Source organism: Bradyrhizobium sp. 44, from assembly GCF_023073095.1.
Classification (GTDB): Bacteria; Pseudomonadota; Alphaproteobacteria; order Rhizobiales; family Xanthobacteraceae; genus Bradyrhizobium.
On record NZ_JADPIY010000016.1, the window covers coordinates 402,545 to 419,995 of the forward strand.

Annotated in this window: 17 protein-coding genes; 6 read left to right on the forward strand and 11 right to left on the reverse strand. The window is 63.7% G+C overall.

The window, feature by feature from the left end:
* Positions 1-219: 219 nt before the first annotated feature.
* On the forward strand, positions 220-894 hold the full coding sequence (locus IVB41_RS18360) for a response regulator transcription factor (RefSeq protein WP_027569404.1): 675 nt from the start codon (positions 220-222) through the stop codon (positions 892-894).
* Between the two features lies 1 nt (position 895).
* Complete coding sequence (locus tag IVB41_RS18365; RefSeq protein ID WP_247433616.1) at positions 896-2,287, forward strand: ATP-binding protein; 1,392 nt, start codon at positions 896-898, stop codon at positions 2,285-2,287.
* Positions 2,288-2,375: 88 nt separating this feature from the next.
* On the opposite strand, the gene IVB41_RS18370 is transcribed toward IVB41_RS18365, so the two are convergent.
* Positions 2,376-3,677 (reverse strand): M20/M25/M40 family metallo-hydrolase, encoded by a 1,302-nt coding sequence (locus IVB41_RS18370; RefSeq protein ID WP_346770845.1) that lies wholly within the window; start codon positions 3,675-3,677, stop codon positions 2,376-2,378.
* 283 nt (positions 3,678-3,960) lie between these two features.
* Between IVB41_RS18370 and IVB41_RS18375 the strand changes: the two genes are divergently transcribed.
* The gene (locus tag IVB41_RS18375) at positions 3,961-5,049 is read left to right on the forward strand and encodes a TRAP transporter substrate-binding protein (RefSeq protein ID WP_027569406.1); all 1,089 of its coding nucleotides are present in this window, start codon (positions 3,961-3,963) and stop codon (positions 5,047-5,049) included.
* Between the two features lie 78 nt (positions 5,050-5,127).
* Here IVB41_RS18375 and IVB41_RS18380 read toward each other — a convergent pair whose 3' ends face one another.
* The 5 genes from IVB41_RS18380 to IVB41_RS18400 all read right to left on the reverse strand — a co-directional run bounded on the left by IVB41_RS18380 (position 5,128) and on the right by IVB41_RS18400 (position 10,029).
* Positions 5,128-6,783: a TRAP transporter large permease subunit gene (locus IVB41_RS18380; protein WP_027569407.1), complete on the reverse strand. Its 1,656-nt coding sequence runs from the start codon at positions 6,781-6,783 to the stop codon at positions 5,128-5,130.
* A gap of 27 nt (positions 6,784-6,810) precedes the next feature.
* Positions 6,811-7,392: a TRAP transporter small permease subunit gene (locus IVB41_RS18385; RefSeq protein WP_027569408.1), complete on the reverse strand. Its 582-nt coding sequence runs from the start codon at positions 7,390-7,392 to the stop codon at positions 6,811-6,813.
* 169 nt (positions 7,393-7,561) lie between these two features.
* A complete protein-coding gene (moaA, locus tag IVB41_RS18390; RefSeq protein ID WP_247433622.1) occupies positions 7,562-8,596 on the reverse strand; it encodes a GTP 3',8-cyclase MoaA in 1,035 nt (344 codons plus the stop codon).
* Positions 8,597-8,704: 108 nt separating this feature from the next.
* The gene (locus tag IVB41_RS18395; RefSeq protein ID WP_247433625.1) at positions 8,705-9,202 is read right to left on the reverse strand and encodes a hypothetical protein; all 498 of its coding nucleotides are present in this window, start codon (positions 9,200-9,202) and stop codon (positions 8,705-8,707) included.
* Positions 9,203-9,339: 137 nt separating this feature from the next.
* Entirely contained in the window at positions 9,340-10,029 is a 690-nt protein-coding gene (locus IVB41_RS18400; RefSeq protein WP_247433628.1) for an HAD-IA family hydrolase, read from the reverse strand.
* A 176-nt stretch (positions 10,030-10,205) separates the two neighbouring features.
* On the opposite strand from IVB41_RS18400, the gene rpiA reads away from it, so the two are divergent.
* Genes rpiA through gor form a run of 3 tightly spaced genes read left to right on the forward strand, consistent with a single transcriptional unit; the run spans position 10,206 to position 12,883 of the window.
* Positions 10,206-10,919 carry a ribose-5-phosphate isomerase RpiA gene (gene rpiA / locus IVB41_RS18405; RefSeq protein ID WP_247286714.1) on the forward strand — a complete coding sequence of 238 codons (714 nt, stop codon included), beginning with the start codon at positions 10,206-10,208 and terminating at the stop codon, positions 10,917-10,919.
* 2 nt (positions 10,920-10,921) lie between these two features.
* Entirely contained in the window at positions 10,922-11,440 is a 519-nt protein-coding gene (locus IVB41_RS18410) for a DUF2059 domain-containing protein (RefSeq protein ID WP_027569412.1), read from the forward strand.
* A 54-nt stretch (positions 11,441-11,494) separates the two neighbouring features.
* The gene (gor, locus tag IVB41_RS18415) at positions 11,495-12,883 is read left to right on the forward strand and encodes a glutathione-disulfide reductase (RefSeq protein WP_247433631.1); all 1,389 of its coding nucleotides are present in this window, start codon (positions 11,495-11,497) and stop codon (positions 12,881-12,883) included.
* 6 nt (positions 12,884-12,889) lie between these two features.
* Here gor and IVB41_RS18420 read toward each other — a convergent pair whose 3' ends face one another.
* The 5 genes from IVB41_RS18420 to IVB41_RS18440 form a co-directional block, all read right to left on the reverse strand.
* A complete protein-coding gene (locus tag IVB41_RS18420) occupies positions 12,890-14,029 on the reverse strand; it encodes a glucuronate isomerase (protein ID WP_247433636.1) in 1,140 nt (379 codons plus the stop codon).
* A gap of 334 nt (positions 14,030-14,363) precedes the next feature.
* Positions 14,364-14,549 carry a hypothetical protein gene (locus IVB41_RS18425; RefSeq protein WP_247433640.1) on the reverse strand — a complete coding sequence of 62 codons (186 nt, stop codon included), beginning with the start codon at positions 14,547-14,549 and terminating at the stop codon, positions 14,364-14,366.
* Positions 14,550-14,612: 63 nt separating this feature from the next.
* The gene (locus IVB41_RS18430; protein WP_247433643.1) at positions 14,613-15,839 is read right to left on the reverse strand and encodes a carboxylate-amine ligase; all 1,227 of its coding nucleotides are present in this window, start codon (positions 15,837-15,839) and stop codon (positions 14,613-14,615) included.
* A gap of 21 nt (positions 15,840-15,860) precedes the next feature.
* Positions 15,861-16,688 (reverse strand): class II glutamine amidotransferase, encoded by an 828-nt coding sequence (locus IVB41_RS18435; protein WP_027569417.1) that lies wholly within the window; start codon positions 16,686-16,688, stop codon positions 15,861-15,863.
* 92 nt (positions 16,689-16,780) lie between these two features.
* Positions 16,781-17,407, reverse strand: a complete 627-nt coding sequence (locus IVB41_RS18440) for an FMN-binding negative transcriptional regulator (RefSeq protein WP_247433646.1) — start codon at positions 17,405-17,407, stop codon at positions 16,781-16,783.
* Positions 17,408-17,451: the final 44 nt, after the last annotated feature.

Here is a 17,451-nt window from a genome sequence, read left to right on the forward strand (position 1 = left end):
GCGGTAACGTTTGATCGAGCCGCGGATTCCTTGCCTGCAGCCCAGCAGCCGACATGCGCGGCCATATGGGCACCGGCCCGACTAGCTTACACCAACCTGACAAAGTTAAAAGCGAAACCGGGCTCGCTTGTGTTCTGGCCGAAATCGTGCGGATGGTGGAAGAGGTCGTAGATGCGGCGCGAGCCGTGCTTGCACCGGAACATCCCGCGGGAAAATGCGATGCGCCTTCTGATCGTCGAAGACAATGCCGAGCTGTCGCGGCTCGTTGCCGGCGGGCTGTCGGCGGCCGGCTATGAGAGCGACATCGTCGGCAGCGTCGCCGAAGCGCGCGAGGCGGTCAGCAGCGTCAGCTATGCCGCGATGATCCTGGACCTCGGACTGCCCGACGGCGATGGCCTGTCGGTGCTGCGCGAGCTGCGCCGGCAGATGGAGCCGTTGCCGGTGCTGGTGCTGACCGCGCGCGGCGGCTTGCAGGACCGCGTCAGCGGCCTGCGCAGCGGCGCCGACGACTATCTCGCAAAACCTTTCGCGATGGAGGAGCTAGTGGCGCGGCTGGAGGCGATCCTGCGCCGTCCGGGCCAGTTGCTCGGCCGCTCGCTGCGCCTCGCCAACCTTGTCTATGACACCGAAAGCCGCCAGATCTTCGTCGACGACCAGCCGCGCATCATCTCCGCGCGCGAGACCTCGGTGCTCGAGATCCTGCTGCGCCGGCAGGGGCGGGTGGTGCCGAAGAAGAACGTCGAGGACCACATCTTCGGCCTCGACGGCGAGGTCGCCTCCAACGCGGTCGAGGTCTACGTCTCGCGGCTGCGCAAGCAGCTCGCCGAGCACGGCGCCAAGGTCGTGATCCACACCATCCGTGGCGTCGGCTATCTCATGGCCGAGGAGAAATAGCGTGGCCCGGATCGGATCTCAGGCCGGATTCCGCGCCGGGATCCATGCGAGGTCGCCCACATTCAAATCGCTGATCTGGCGCATCGTGTTCCTGCACATCGTGGCGGTCGCGGTGGTCGCGATCTTCCTGCCGCTGGTGCTGTTCTGGCTGCTCAACTCCGAGATCGACCAGCTGCACCGCGACGCCATGCGCGCCCAGGCCGAGGTGTTGGCCGAGCGCATCGTCGTCCAGCCCGACGGGCTGCTGACGTTCAACCTGCCGGACAGTCTCAAGGGCCTATATTCGGAAGCCTATGGCCGCTACCAGTACGACATTCGCGATGCCGAGGGACATCTGCTGTTCTCGTCGCGTCGCAAGACCGGCACTGCCACGGTCGCGCCACCGCCGCTCTCCGAGACGATTTCCGGCGCTGGCGTCACCCGCACCATCGACGGCAAGGTGATACGCATTCGCGTCGCGGAGGACCTCGCGCACCGCGACGTCATCATCGACGACATCGTGTCGAACTTCTTCCGGCGGGTCGGGTGGATCACCATTCCGATCCTGCTGGTCCTGCTCGCCATCGACATCATCATCTTTCGCCGCGCTGTCGCGCCGCTGTGGAAGGCCTCCGAGGAGGCAAGCAATATCGGTCCGGCGCGCACCGACATCCGCCTGCCGACGGAGCAGATCCCGCGCGAGATCATGCCGCTCGTCACCGCCGTCAACCAGGCGCTCGACCGCCTCGAGGACGGCTTTCGGGTGCAGCGGCAGTTCACCGCCGACGCCGCGCACCAATTGCGCACGCCGCTCGCGATCCTGCGTACGCGAATCGAGACGCTCGGCGACGGCGCTGCACGGCAGGCGCTGCATGCCGACATCGAGGGCATGAGCCGCATCGTCGCGCAGCTGCTGGAGATCGCCGAGCTCGACACGCTGGTGCTCGATCCCGGCGAGACCGCGGATTTGCGCGCGGTCTGCGCCGAGGTGGTCGGTTCGATCGCGCCGCTCGCGATCGCGCAGCACAAGGACATCGCGCTGAGGGGCACCGAGGGGCCGGTGCTGATACACGGCAATTCCGTGATGCTCCAGCGCGCGATCTTCAACCTCGCCGAAAACGCCATCAAGTTCACGGCAAAGGACACGTCGGTCGATGTCGATGTGAGCGAGGACGGCGCGGTGCGCGTGCGCGATTGCGGACCGGGAATTGCGGAAGCCGAGCGCGAATTGATCTTCCAGCGCTTCTGGCGCGCCGACCGCCAGCGCAGCGACGGCGCCGGCCTCGGGCTGTCGATCGTGCGCGCGGTGGCGGATGATCACGCGGCGACGGTTGCGGTGGAGAATCTTCCGGGGGGCGGCGCGCAGTTCACGCTGCGGTTCAGGCTGGCGGAGAAGTCGGCGACGTTGATTTGAACGCGGTGCGGCACTGACGCGCCACCTTCTCCCGCATCCGCCTTCGCCAAGGCTTCGGCGGACATGAGGGAGAAGGCGAAAGCGACGGCTATTTCAGCTTGCGGGTGGACAAATCCATGATCATGCGCGTGGTCAGATAAAGACGCGGCACGATGCTGTTGAGCTGCACATATTCGGCATCGTTGGAATGCGCGCCGAAGCCCGACAGACCCATGCCCTCCACCACGGCTCCGCTGGTCTTGAGTGCGGCAAACGCCGCGTCGGTGCCGCCGCCCGTCGCTTTCTCGTCGACCTTGAGGGGCAGTCCGAGCTCCCCATAGATCGTCTTGCCGTGGGCCGCGACGCGACGTGAGGCGTCGTTGGCCTCAAGCGGCGGACGGCGCACCTCGAATTTCAGCGCGACCTTGGAATCGGGCAGCAGGTGATTCTTGATTTTCTCCTGAAGTGTCTTCTCCAGCTCGTCGAAATCGGCGACCTTGAGTGCACGTGCGTCGGCCTGGGCCGTGGCCTCCGCGGGGATGACGTTGCGGTTGGTGCCGGCCTTGGAGACCGTCCAGTTCAGTTTCAGGCCCTGCTCTGGTCTGGACAGGTCCTTCATCTGCAGCACCTGGTGCGAGAGTTCGTACAGCGCGTTGACGCCGCCCTCGGGCCGTGAACCTGCATGCGAGGACTTGCCCTGCACCGTGAGATAGGCCGAGCCGATACCGCTAGTGGCCAGCCGCAGCGTGCCGTCGGTGCCGCCGCCTTCAAACGAGAACACCACGTCCTGATCCGAGGCGAATCTGGTGATGGTGCTGCGCCAGCCCGGTGAGGAGATCTCCTCGTCGCCGTTGGTGAGCACCGTGAGCGTGCCGTAATCCCGGAAGCTCAGCTTCTGCAGCAACGCAACGGTGTGGAGAATGAGCGCGACGCCCTGCTTGTCGTCGGCAATGCCGAGGCCGTAGGCCTTGTCGCCGTCGATGCGGAACGGTTGATCCTTCAGCATGCCCTTCAGGTACACGGTGTCCATGTGGGCGATCAGCATGATCTTCTTGCTGCCTGTGCCCTTGAATACGGCGTGTACGGCCGGGCCGATCTTCTCGGGTGTGTCGTCGAGGCGATAGACGTCTGTGGCTTGCAGGATTTCCACCGTGCCGCCGAGCTGCTTGAGCTGGCCGGCAACGCGCTCGGCGATCTGGTTCAGGCCTTCGACATCCTTGCTGCCGGATTCGATGCTGACGAGATCGCGCAGCGTGTCGAGCAGCGGCTGCTGCTCCTTTTGCGCCAGCGCATGGACGTCGGCCATGACATTCGCGCTGGGCTCGGCATGGGCCGGCATTGCAGCACAGGCCAGCCAGAGCGACGCGATCAAGGGACCAACGAGCGATGGAGCAGGGTGCGATCGAGGCATGCGTGGCGGCCTTGGGTTGGGGGGGGATGGCGCGGTATGCCCGTGTTTCCGGCGCTTGTCACGCGCCCGGCGCAGCCGTCATGCCGGGCCGAGGCGGACATGATGTCGAGAGGCAGGGCCGCTCGCCGCCTAAGCCTAAAGTCGTAGGATCGGAGGGGTGCGGGAGCTAGGCATTTTCGTCCCTCACATCGTGAGGGATGGAAATCGGACGACACATGTTCCATGCTGGCCTCCAAGCCTCGGCAAGAAGGCCCACCGTCACAATCCATCAGGGTAGGAAATCATGAAAAGACGAGATTTCATCAAGGTCACCGGGCTTGGTGCGGCGGGTGTCGCGACGCTCGCCGCTCCAGCGATCGCGCAGACGACGCCCGAGATCAAATGGCGCATGCCGACGAGCTGGCCGAAATCACTCGATACGCTCTATGGCGGTGCCGAGATGATGGCCAAGATGGTCGCGGAAGCGACCGACAACAAATTCCAGATTCAGACATTTGCCGGCGGCGAGATCGTGCCGGGCCTCCAGGTGCTCGATGCCGTGCAGAACGGCACCTGCGAAATCGGCCACACCGCGTCCTACTATTATTTTGGCAAGGACCCGACCTTCACCTTCGGATCGTCGGTGCCGTTCGGACCGAACATGCGCATCAACCAGGCCTGGTACACACTGGGCGGCGGCAGGGAGATCCTCAACGAGTTCTACAAGAAGTACAACGTCGTCTCGCTGCTTGCCGGCAACACCGGCTGTCAGATGGGTGGCTGGTTCCGCAAGGAGGTCAAGACGCCCCAGGACTTCAGCGGGTTGAAATTCCGCATCGGCGGCTTCGCCGGAAAAGTGATGGCCAAACTCGGCGCGGTGCCGCAGCAGATCGCCGGAGGCGACATTTATCCGGCGCTGGAGAAGGGCACCATCGACGCCGCGGAATGGGTCGGACCGTATGACGACGAGAAGCTCGGCTTCGTGAAAGTCGCGCCGCATTATTACTTCCCGGGCTGGTGGGAAGGCGGGCCCATGCTTCTGGCCTTTGTCAACCAGGACAAGTGGAATGCGCTGCCGAAGCACTATCAGAGCATCCTCGAGCAGGCAGGGCACTACGCCAACAACTGGATGATGGCGAAGTATGACCAGGCCAATCCGCCGGCGCTGCGGCGCCTGCTCGCGGCCGGCGCCAAGCTGCATCCGTTCTCGCCCGAGGTCATGCAGGCCTGCTTCAAGGCATCAAAGGAGCTGCACACCGAAGTCTCGGCCACCAACCCGGACTTCAAGAAGGTCTACGAATCGCTGACCGCGTTCTCGAACAACGGATATCAGTGGTTCCAGGTCGCCGAAGTCGGCTATGACAACTTCATGGCGCGCAATTCGCAGAGCTGATCGCCGGGAGCGATCCGCCTAAACGAAAAAAACCCGGAGCGAAAGCTCCGGGTTTTCTTTTTTGCGGCGGGCCGGGCGCTATTGCTTCGGCTGGCCGAAGTCGAGCGGCGGCAGATCGATCTGGGGAATGTCGATCTTGATGCTGTTGGGATCGACTGTGGACTGCACGCCCTTGTAGTGCATCACCATCGACGGGAACGTGATCACCAGCAGCACCATGATGAGCTGGATGACGACGAACGGAACCGCGCCCCAATAGATCTGTCCTGTCGTGACCGGCTCCATGCGTTTGCCGGTGACGCGATCGGTATAACGTTCCTTTGGCGCGACCGAGCGCAAATAGAACAGCGCAAATCCGAACGGCGGGTGCATGAACGACGTCTGCATGTTGACGCCGAGAATGACGCCGAACCAGATCAGGTCGATACCGAGATGCTCCGCCGCGGGCCCGAGCAGCGGGATCACGATGAAGGCGAGTTCGAAGAAGTCGAGGAAGAACGCCAGCACGAACACGAAAGCGTTGACGAAGATCAGGAAGCCAACCTGGCCGCCGGGTAGGGAGGTCAGCAGGTGCTCGACCCAGACGTGGCCACTGACGCCGTAGAACGTGAGCGAGAATACGCGCGCCCCGACCAGGATGAAGACGACGAAGGCGGAGAGCTTTGCCGTCGATTCGACCGCCTGACGAACGAGGTCCCAGGTCAGCCGACGTTTCATGGCACCGAGAATGAGGGCGCCGGCTGCGCCCATCGCACCACCTTCGGTGGGCGTCGCGACACCGATGAAGATCGTGCCCAGCACCAGGAAGATCAGGAACAGCGGCGGCACCATCACGAAGGTGGTCTGTTGCGCCATCTTCGAGAGGAAACGGAAGCCCGTGAGCTTGTCGATGGCCCAGTTCGCGATCGCGACGAAGAAGGCGAAGAGGATGCCGAAGAACATGCTGAGCACGACGAAGTCGGCGCCGTGAGTCTCCGAATTCCGCATCATGAACCAGCCAAACACGCAGCTCGCCAGGAACAGCACGCCCAGCGACCTCAGGCCGCGGTCACCGCTCTCCTCGCGGAAGCCGATGGCTTCCTTCGGCAGGCCCGGAGCGGCGTTCGGGAAAATCAAGGTCACGAGGAACGCGTAGCCCGCGTAGAGGGCCGCGAGCACCAAGCCCGGAATAAACGCGCCCTCGTACATGTCGCCGACCGACTTGCCGAGCTGGTCGGCCATCACGATCAGAACGAGCGAGGGTGGGATGATCTGCGCCAGCGTGCCGGAGGCCGCGATGATGCCGGTCGCCACGCGGCGGTCATAGCCGTACCGCAGCATGATCGGCAGTGAGATCAGGCCCATCGAGATCACCGAAGCCGCCACGACGCCGGTCGTCGCCGCGAGCAGGGCACCGACGAACACCACGGCGTAGGCGAGGCCGCCGCGGATGGTGCCGAACAACTGACCGATGGTGTCGAGCAGATCCTCCGCCATGCCGGAGCGCTCGAGCACCAGTCCCATGAAGGTGAAGAAGGGAATGGCGAGCAGCGTGTCGTTGTTCATCACGCCGTAGACGCGCTCCGGCAGGGCCTGGAGAAAGTCCGGGTGGAATTGTCCGAGCTCAACGCCGATGATGGCGAAGAACAAGCCGACGGCGCCGAGCGAAAATGCCGCCGGATAGCCGAGCAGCAGCACGACGACGAGCGTCGCGAACATGATGGGCGCCAGATTGGCGATAATAAACGCGGTCATGACTTCCCCCTAAACCGTCGCCAACGGCTACTTCTTTTCGATCGCTTCGACGAGGTGCTCGACCTCGGCCTCCAGTGCGGACACCTGCGACTCGTGTGGGTCCGGGATCATGCCGCGCATGATGGCGATCCGCTTGATCAGCTCGGAGATGCCTTGAACGAGCAGGAGGGCGAAGCCGACCATGATCAGCGACTTGGCCGGCCATTGCGGCAGGCCGCCGGCGTTGCCGGATTGCTCGTTGATCTGGAGCGAGCGCAGGAAGAACGGTACCCCGGTGACGATCATGACAACGGTCAGCGGGATCAGGAAGAAGATGTGCCCGATGATGTCGATGATGTTGCGAGCCCGCTTCGGCATCATGCTGTTGAAGATGTCGATCCGGATGTGCTCGTTGTCGAGCAGCGTCCAGGACGCGCACAGCAGGAACACGATGCTGAAAAGCACCCATTGCAGCTCGAGCCACGAGTTGGAGGACGTGTCCAACGTCTTCCGAATGATCGCGTTCAGCGCCGAGATGATCACGGCGAGCAGGATCAGCCAAGCCAGACGCTTGCCCGTCCAACGTGTGAACGCGTCAATTCCATTGCTCAGCTTCAGGAGCGCTTGCAAGATTGGTCCTCCCCGATTTGCCCCGGCCGTCTTGACTGCGCCGAGTGGCGCGTTGGCTTGTCTCGCCGCGCAGGCATGAGGCAGCCGCACCAAACCAGCGAGTTTGCCGCCAGTCAATCGGAAGTTTGTTGATAGTTAAGGGGAATAAGCCGCGGCCGGCCAGCCGATGCTAGCCGCCGGTGACGCTCATGTGCCTGCTGACGCTGGGGCGGTCGTGGCGGCGGTCGATGATGAAGTCGTGGCCCTTGGGCTTGAGCCCAATGGCGCGGTCGATCGCATCCGCAAGCAGCGAATCGTCGTCCGATGCACGCAAAGGTTTGCGCAAATCGGAGGCATCCTCGTGGCCGAGGCAGGTGTGCAACGTTCCCGTGCAGGTGACGCGCACGCGATTGCAGGATTCGCAGAAATTATGAGTCATCGGGGTGATGAAGCCGAGCTTGCCGCCGGTCTCGGCGACGCTGACATAGCGCGCCGGCCCGCCGGTGCTCTCGGCCAGATCCGTCAGCGTGAACTGCTGGGCGAGGCGCGCGCGCACCAGCGACAGCGGCAGGTATTGGTCGATCCGTCCCGATTCGATCTCGCCCATCGGCATGACCTCGATCAGCGTCAGCCCCATGCTCTTGCCGTGGGCCCAGCGCATCAGGTCGGGAAGTTCGTCCTCGTTGAGGTTCTTCAGCGCAACGGCGTTGATCTTGACCGCGAGGCCCGCAGCGCGCGCCGCCTCGATGCCCTCCAGCACCTTGTCGATCTCGCCCCACCGGGTGATCTTGCGAAACTTCTGCGGGTCGAGCGTGTCGAGCGAGACGTTGATGCGGCGGACGCCGCAATCGGCGAGCTCGCTGGCGTATTTCGCAAGCTGGGTGCCGTTGGTGGTCAGCGTCAGCTCGCTCAGCGCGCCGCTCTTGAGGTGCCGCGACAGCGAGCGCACCAGCGTCATCACGTTGCGGCGGACCAGCGGTTCGCCGCCGGTGAGCCGCAGCTTCTTCACGCCCTTGGCGATGAAGGCCGAGCAGAGCCGGTCGAGTTCCTCCAGCGTCAGCAGGTCCGCCTTGGGCAGGAACGTCATGTCTTCCGACATGCAGTAGAAGCAGCGCAGGTCGCAGCGGTCGGTGACGGAGACGCGCAAATACGAGATGGTCCGTCCGAACGGATCGGTCATCGCGCTCGACAGCGCGGCGCGGGGGCTCGCGGAAAGTCCGTTCATACCAAATGCCTTGTCACTTGCGGCAACGCGAGCAGTTTTGCTTCAGCGGCGTCCTGGAAGCAATCTAAGCATCGAACGCGTCAGAGACAATTGGGGGGATGACGGAGGTCAGCGCTTGCCGGTGTTCGGATCGGGGAACGGCGAGCCCGCGGCCGGTGCGGCAGCAGCCGGGGCAGCGGCGGGCGCCACCGGTTTCGGCCTCTTCGGCCGGTGCGGCTTGCGGACCGGTTTCGGCGGAACGGCCGGCTGGAGCTCCGCGAAAATCGGGTTGGGGTCGGTGGTGACCGAGGCGGGGGTGGTGAAGTCGCCGGGATTCCTGATGACATTCACCGGCACGCTCACCGGCTGGTATTTCGGCAGCGCGAAAGCGACCGTGAAGGGGACCTCGGGGGCGGGAACCGACACGGAGCAGGGGGTCTTGCAGCCTGCACCCAGTGAGGTCATGGCGTCAGCGCCCGGGGGATTGGATTCGAGCCGGACCTGAACGGTCGGCGGGGCCGATTTGAACATGTCCCAGGACGTCGAAGACATTGAGGAGCAGCCGGCAAGACTTGTTGCCCCGATGACGCTTACTCCAGCTAACGCAAACGAGATGACACGACGCATGACATCCACCTAGTGCGACGAACCGCCACATCGCCCGGGCGAACTTAGGAGCGTCGTTCTAAGCAAGCAACCGGCCGGCCGCGCATAGTTAGTAGATGGTTAACGCGGGATTCTGCGGAATAATAAAGATATTTCAGCTACTTGAGAGCTTCCTGCGCAGTCATCAGGCTGCTGGCGGCGGCCGGAAGGTCGCGCATGTGGTGGATCAGCCGGTCCGGCTTCAGCTCGGCGATCGGCACGTCCGTATAGCCGAAGCTGACCCCGATCACGGGAACTCCGGCGCGCCGGGCCACGCCGACATCGGGTCCGGCATCGCCGACCATGATGCTGGCTTTGACCTCGCCGCCGGCCCGCGCCACCGTTTCCCGGAAAATGGTCGGATCGGGCTTCTGGACGCCAAAAGTGTCAGCGCCGCAGATCGCGGCGAAGCGCCGGCTCAGGTCGAGCTGGTCCAGCAGGCGCTTCGACAGCCATTCCAGCTTGTTGGTGCAGACGGCGAGGCGATGGCCCTGGGCCGCAAAATGGTCGAGCGCGGCCTCCAGCCCCTCGAACGGCCGGGATTCGACGGCGATATTGTCGGCGTAATAGGCGATGAAATCGGCCGTCATCCGGTCCATGTCGGCAACCGTGACGCTGCGGCCCTCGGCCTCCAGCCCCCGCTCGATCAGCTTGCGGGCGCCGGCGCCGATCATGTTGCGGGCCGAGGCCATCGGCACGGGCGGCAGCCCTTCGCGGTCGAGCACGTAATTGAGCGCGGTGATCAGGTCGGGCGCCGTATCCACAAGCGTGCCGTCGAGATCGAAGACGATGGTGTGGGAGGAGGTCATGGTCCAGCGCTACCGGCCCGGCCCCGCCCACGCAAGGGCCGAAGCCATAAGATCACCTTATAAGGTGAGCCCGGAGGCCTGTTCCCCCAGACCCTGTTCTCCGAGGGAAAACGAGGCTACACAAGCCGCCGCAAGCCTATCGGGCAGCACACTCGTAATTCAGGGACGGCGCAAACGTGAACATGGACCAGTTGAAGCGGCAGGCTGCGGCGCGCGCCCTCGAGGACGTCCGAGACGGCATGCAGCTCGGGCTCGGCACCGGCTCGACCGCAAAACATTTCGTCGAGCTGCTCGGCGAGCGGGTCCGCGCCGGACTGAAAGTGATCGGCGTGCCGACCTCCGAGGCGACGCGCCTCGATGCAATTCGCTGCGGCGTGCCGCTGACCACGCTGGACGAGATCGACCATCTCGACATCACCGTCGACGGCGCCGACGAGATCGACACAGAACTCAATCTGATCAAGGGCGGCGGCGGCGCGCTGTTGCGCGAGAAGATCGTGGCGGCCGCCTCGGATCGCATGATCGTGATTGCCGACGACACCAAATGGGTGCCGACACTCGGCCGCTTTCCGCTACCGATCGAAGTCATCCCGTTCGGGCTCGGCGCAACGCGACGCGCGATCGAGAAGGCGTTTGCGGAATGCGGCGTTTCCGGGCAGATGGCGGTCCGCAAGGGCAAGGACGGCCACGTTTTCGTCACCGATGGCGGCCACTGGATCGTCGATGCCCAGCTCGAAAAGATTGAGGATCCCGCCCGCCTCGCCACGGCGTTAAGCGCGATCCCCGGCGTCGTCGAGCATGGTTTGTTCATTGGCTTGGCCAGCTCGGCTGTTTTGGCCGGTGGCGAGGGAATTCGCGTGATTGAACGGCGAAAGCCGAAAGGAGACTAGGAATGAAGAGCGTTTTGAAATTGTTGCCGGTCGTGACCCTCGCTGTGGGACTGGCCCTCTCGGTCGCCCCGGCCGGGGCCCAGCAGGCAGCGGCGCCGAAATCGTCGCCGGCCGCCGTGGCGGCGGCCAAGGAGATCCTGACGATCAAGAACGCCAGTGCGATGTACGCCAACGCCGTGCCCGGCCTGGTCGATAAGACCAAGATCGCGCTGATCCAGCAGAACCTCAACTACCAGAAGGACCTCACCGAGGTCGCCCAGATCGTAGCCCAGCAGCTCAAGGGCCGCGAAAGCGAAATCGGCGATGGCATGGCGCAGGTCTATGCCAGCGAGTTCACCGAGCAGGAGTTGAAGGATCTCGTCACTTTCTACAAGTCGCCGCTGGGCAAGAAGCTGATCGAGGCCGAGCCGCGCGCCATCGGGCTGAGCATGGCCTTCATGAACTCCTGGGCCCAGAACTTCTCCGAGACCGTGATGGGCAACTTCCGCGCCGAGATGCGCAAGCGTGGCAAGGAAATCTGACAGTCCCTATCTGATCAGAATCCGGATCATGTTCTGAAGAGGTCGGAGTGGACAATGGCTGAATTCGACGTCGACCTCTTTGTCATCGGTGGCGGTTCGGGCGGCGTGCGTGCCGCCCGCATCGCGGCCGGTTACGGCGCCCGCGTGATGATCGCGGAAGAGTACCGCATGGGCGGGACCTGCGTGATCCGCGGCTGCGTGCCGAAGAAGCTGTTCGTCATCGGCTCGCATTTCCGCCATGAGATCGAGGACGCCGCCGGTTTTGGCTGGACCGTTCCGCCTGCGACCTTCGACTGGCCGACGCTGATCGCCAACAAGGACAAGGAGATCGCGCGTCTGGAGGCGGCTTATACCGCCAATGTTGAGAAGTCAGGCGCGCAAATCGTCAAGAGCCGCGCGGTGATCGAGGACAAGCACACCGTCCGCCTGCTCGAGAACGACAAGAAGATCACCGCAAAATACATTTTGATCGCTACCGGCGGCGCGCCCAATCATGGCGCTCCGATTCCCGGCATCGAGCACGTGATCTCCTCCAACGAGGCGTTTCACCTAACCAGGCTGCCGAAGCGGATCGTGATCCAGGGCGGCGGCTACATCGCGCTGGAGTTCGCCGGCATCTTCGCCGGCTTCGGCTCCGACGTCACGGTGATCTATCGCGGCGACAACATTCTTCGCGGTTTTGACGAGGATGTTCGCGCCCACGTCCGCGCCGAGATGGAGAAGCAGGGCATCACCATCCTCACCGGCTGCACGGTGGCGAAGGTCGATCGCCACGGCGAGGAATTCACCACGCATCTGTCTAACGGATCGAGCCTCGCCTCCGACCAGGTGATGTTCGCGATCGGCCGCCATCCCGCCGTCGCCAATCTCGGCCTGGAGAAGGCCGGCGTCGCCATCAACCCGCGGAACGGCGGCATCGCGGTCGACCATTTCTCGAAGAGCTCGGTCGACAACATCTATGCGATCGGCGACGTCACCCATCGCTTCAACCTGACGCCGGTCGCGATCCGCGAGGGCCACGCGTTCGCCGACACCGTGTTCGGCAAGCGCGAGGTGCAGGTGGATCACGCCAACATCCCGACCGCCGTGTTCTCGCAGCCGGAGGTCGGCACCGTCGGCCTCACCGAGACCGAGGCGCGCGCGCAATTCAGCCATGTCGACATTTACAAGACCACGTTCCGCCCCATCAAGGCGACGATGTCAGGCCGCGATACCCGCGTGCTGATGAAGCTCGTCGTCGACGGCGCCTCCGATCGCGTGCTCGGCTGTCACATCGTCGGCGATGCCGCGGCCGAAATCACGCAGGCGGTCGCGATTGCGGTGAAGATGAAGGCGACCAAGGCCGATTTCGATGCGACGATCGCGCTGCATCCGAGCGCGGCCGAAGAGCTCGTCACCATGCGCACACCGACCGCACGCCACGTCCGCCAGGCGGCGGAGTAACTCCGCTCAGCCGTAGAGGTAACCGACTGGCTTGCCCTCGGTGCGCAGGGGACGGATGTCCTTCTGTGAGATGATCTGACCGGCGAGGCCGTCGATCTCGTCGCGTTGCGTCGGCGTCCAACTGCGGAGGTCGTTCATGCCTTTGAGGAGGCCGAGCCGAAGGACCTGCGTGTTCTCACCCACGCCGACGAGACTTGTGGCGTTCTTGCCCGCTGTCACCACATCGCCGGCCGTGAGCTCAAAGGTCTCACCAGTCTTGTTCCTGAATTCGGCCGTGCCGCGGATCACGCGGTAGATCACGACCTCGCCCTTGGCGAAACATGTAGTGTTGGCTGCTGCCGACGCGCTCTTGGGCAAGAGCGATTGGCCGCGCGGATCGGTTGCGATGATGTGGCCGGTGACGAGATGGCCGCTCGGGACTTCGATCCCGATATCGCGCACGTAAACCGGCATGGCCGATTTGATCGGGCTGTCGGTGAGCGGCTTGAACAGCGCATCGAGCGCCAAGGGGTCTTGAAGCCAGAAACCTGCATCGACCGGGCGATCGTGCAGGGAATGGCTCCAGGCCACCCGCGGCGTCTCGGCCTCGTTGATCTGGTCGGGACCGACGATGGTCGGGTTTGGAAACGTCGTGGGGTCAGTGATGAACGCTTCGAGGAATTTGCCCGAATAGCCCATCGAGATCGGATCCGGCACCACCGTCTGCGGCGTCTTCAAATTCTCTTCGGTCGACAGTCCCGACCAAGTGTAGAACAGCTGGCGGTGCACGATCGCGCTTTGCAGCATCACCGCGCCGGGGCCAACATTATAGAAGCGCCCGTCATAGTCGAAGGTGAACGCGCCCGAGGTGACCAGCACGAGCTGAAAGCCGCCCGGCGGCAGATGAAGATGGAAGTCGGTCGGGCCGGTGTCGGGCAGGTAGATCGGCAGATTGGTCGCGACCTCGTGCAGCAGGAAGGTCTCGTTGTTGGCGTGAAAGCCCTCGTTGGCGCGATTGTAGAGGGCCTGCGGCCGGTACGTTGCCTCGAACTTCGCATTCCGGTCGCGATCGATCGCCACGAACTCCTGATCGTTGAGGCGAAGGGGCGCGCCGTCCGGACGGGTGAGGCCGGTGATTTTGAGATCGCCGGCGGCATGCACGTTCATGGCATTCTCCGATCTGGCCCGCTCACCCTCTCTCGGCGCACGCTTCTTGCCGCTCCAATCGGGAGAGCAGGGGATCAGGACTGATGCTGCCTTGCGAATTTTGGGCCAGTCGAGGTGCTGTGCGACACGCAAGGTTTGGCGACTCGCCGCCACGCGAGGAAAAATCGAGGTTGCACCTGAGGTTAGCTGACACGCTTCGCCAGCCTGCATGGCCATGTTCGCCCGGTCTGCAAACCTCGCCACGAAACGTGTCTTGTCTAATTTGTCGGCATCCTGGCGCGGACGTGCAGCTGCGCCGATCAGAGGAAGTCGGCGGCCGGATGTCTGAAGCCGTTCATTCGAAAGATCGACGGAGGGTCCGCTCGGGCTTGCCGTACGGGCTGTCAGCCCATTTCGCCATGTCCACTGCACGCGCCTCGATGAGCTCGCACCACAGGCAGCTGAGCTCCGCGAGACCTTTGGCCGAGAGCATCGGAATGAGGCCATGGCCACAGCCGGCGCAACATTTGACGCGATTCATGGTTCTCTCCGCGACTTTCCGGATTCAGGAGCGACATCGTTGCTCCCGAAGCTTGCGCGGGCGCTATGAGGGCGCGGCGACGCCTGCGGCCGGGGTGCTCGTCCCCGAGATCGTCGCGTCTGCGATCCAGCGCGACACCGCGGCGATGTCCTCCGCATTGTCGCGGAAGGCGCGAAGCTGGAATTCAGCCGAGCTGCCACGTTCGACGATGGTACGACAGTGTTCGACCTCGGCGGCGCAGTTCAGCGCGGCGGCGTCTTCGGCGATGTCCTCGATCACCCGGGAGAGCAGCTCGGAGATCTCGACCGGCCCGTCCTTGGAGGCAAAGATGCAATCGGTGCCGTAGCGCTGGGCGCGCCATTTGTTCTCCACCGCGATCGCGCGTTCCACCGCGGTGACCTCTTTCGACAGATGAGGCCGCAGGTAGAGATAGCGGGTCACGCAGCGATAGAGCGAGGCAATGGCAACGGCGTCGTCGACGAAGGTGCAGGTATCGGGCGCACGCAGCTCGAGCGTCGGGTGCTTCATGGAGGGGCGCATGGCCCACCAGATGTGGCTTTCATCGGGGATCACGCCGGAGCGCTGCAACGCGCCGACATATTCGTCGTAATCCTGCCTGCTCTCGAACAATTCTGGCAGGCCGGTGCGCGGCAGCTCGGAATAGGCGGCGAGCCGATAGCCCTTCAGCCCGGTCTTGTGTGAATTCCAGAACGGGGAGGAGGCCGACAGGGCGATAAACAACGGCAGATGCGGCAGCATCGCTCGCATCACCGCCATGCGCTTCTCCGGATCGGGCAGCTGGACGTGGACATGCATGCCGCACATCAGGTTGCGGTGGCCGATGCTGCGCAGATCCTCGATCATCTCCTCGTAGCGCGGCTTCGGGCTCGGCTGCGACATGCGCCAGACCGCGGTCGGATGTGTGCCGCAGGCCATGATCACGAAGCCGTATTGTGCCGCGACGTTTGCGACTTCGCGACGCAGGAAGCGAAGCTCTTCGCGCGCGTCGGCGACGTCGACATGAACGTTGGTGGCGACCTCGAGCTGCGACTGCAACATCTCCCGCATCGCCTGGCCGCCGGTGGACCAGTTCGCAGATTCGAAAAGCTCATTCGGGGTCTGGATCGCGACCTCAAGGCTGCGCCGATCGGCGAGGAAGTATTCCTCCTCGATGCCGAACGAATATTCCGCGGCTTTGCCGCGTCCGCCGGCGGAGCGAATGACGAGGTGCTGCTTGTCTTCCGAGGAATCGAGCCGCAGAAGTTTCAAAACGTCTGATGCAAATGTCATTGTGCCACCCGGCCAAGGTATTTACCTGCGGGCGATAATCCTTCTGACAGGGGCGGGTTCCGCGTCGGCCCCACCGGAAATTGCAAGGTCGAACGGAACAATTTTCGCGCTTTCGGACGCACGTGCGACCAGCGCGTGATTCGGGGGCACTTCTGTCCAGTCCGTTTCCTTGTCGAACGGCTCGGACACCACGATGACCTGGCCGCCGGCCTCGCGGAAATACAGCGTGTTGGCGGCATCGTTGACGGCGACCCGGAAGGCATAGAGATCCCGGCCGTTGGCGATGGCGCTGGTGAAGCGGAGCCGCTCACGAAGCTCGCCTTCGTTGACGAGGCCGACGAGGGCTCGCAGCACGCGATGCGTTGCGCCGAGCGGATCGGCATCGAGTCCCGCGCCCATCATGGCGAGAAACACGGCTTCCGAATCGGTCGTGCCTGTCCGCGAGGGGTAGTAGGCATCGGGGATCAGCGCCTCGACCTTGCGCCGCAGGCGATTCCAACTGCCGACGAAGCCGTTGTGCATGAACATCCACTGGCCGCAGGCAAAGGGATGGCAGTTCTGCCGCGTCACTGCCGTGCCGGTGGCGGCGCGCACATGAGCGAAGAACAGATGCGAGCGCAAATGGCGGCAGAGGTAGCGGAGATTCTCGTCCGACCAGGCCGGGCGTGTTTCACGATAAAGACCAGGCTCCGGATGCTCGCCGTACCAGCCGAGACCAAAGCCGTCGCCATTCGAGCCGGCGGTCGACTGGAGCGAGCGGATGCTTTGCGCGATCAGCGAATGCTCGGGCTCGGTGACGTAGGGTTCGAAAGACGTGGTCTCGCCCCGGTATGCGATCCAGCGACACATGGGAATCCTGTCAGGAGATGCTTGCTGAAATGTATCAACGAACCTGACGGGACGATGGTTCCCGGCAGCGAGTGTCGGGAACCAGGTGGCCACTACACCGGAACCGGAATCAATGGCGCAACTTCGCGATCATCTGCATTCTCGCTAGCTGCGAGACCTTGTGCGACGCCGACGCGGTCGGCCTCGGGACGGTTCTGGCTCATCTTGCGCTTGCCTTCGAACCGCACGACGGGAATGCGCACGCCGACGATTCCGCGCAACTGCGCGGCGATAAAATCGGCAGGGGCATCCGTAACGGCCCAAGGCTTGGCACGCGATCCTTCATGCCTGTTCGTGAGCCGCGTCACGGCCTCGAGCAGGCGCTCGGGGTCTTGAAAGAATTCGACTGGGCCGTAGGCATGCACGGCGACGTAGTTCCAGGTCGGCACGACCTTTTCTGTCTCCTGCTTGGTTGCGTACCAGGACGGCGTCACATAGGCGTCGGGACCGCCAAAGATCGCCAGCGCATCTCCGATCGGCGGCAGTTTCCATTGCGGATTGGCTTTCGCCACATGTCCGTACAGCACGCCATGCTCGCCTTCGCCCTCGTCGAGAAAGAGCGGCAGCGGCGTGGCGACCGGGCCTTCGCTGGTGGCCGTGACCAGACTGGCGAGGCGCGCGCCGTGAATGGTCGCCCGGATGCTCTCGATGTCGTCCTTGAAGGCGGGAGGGATGTACATGGTCTATCTCCGATGTTGGTCTGAAGATAGCCGGAATCTGGCCT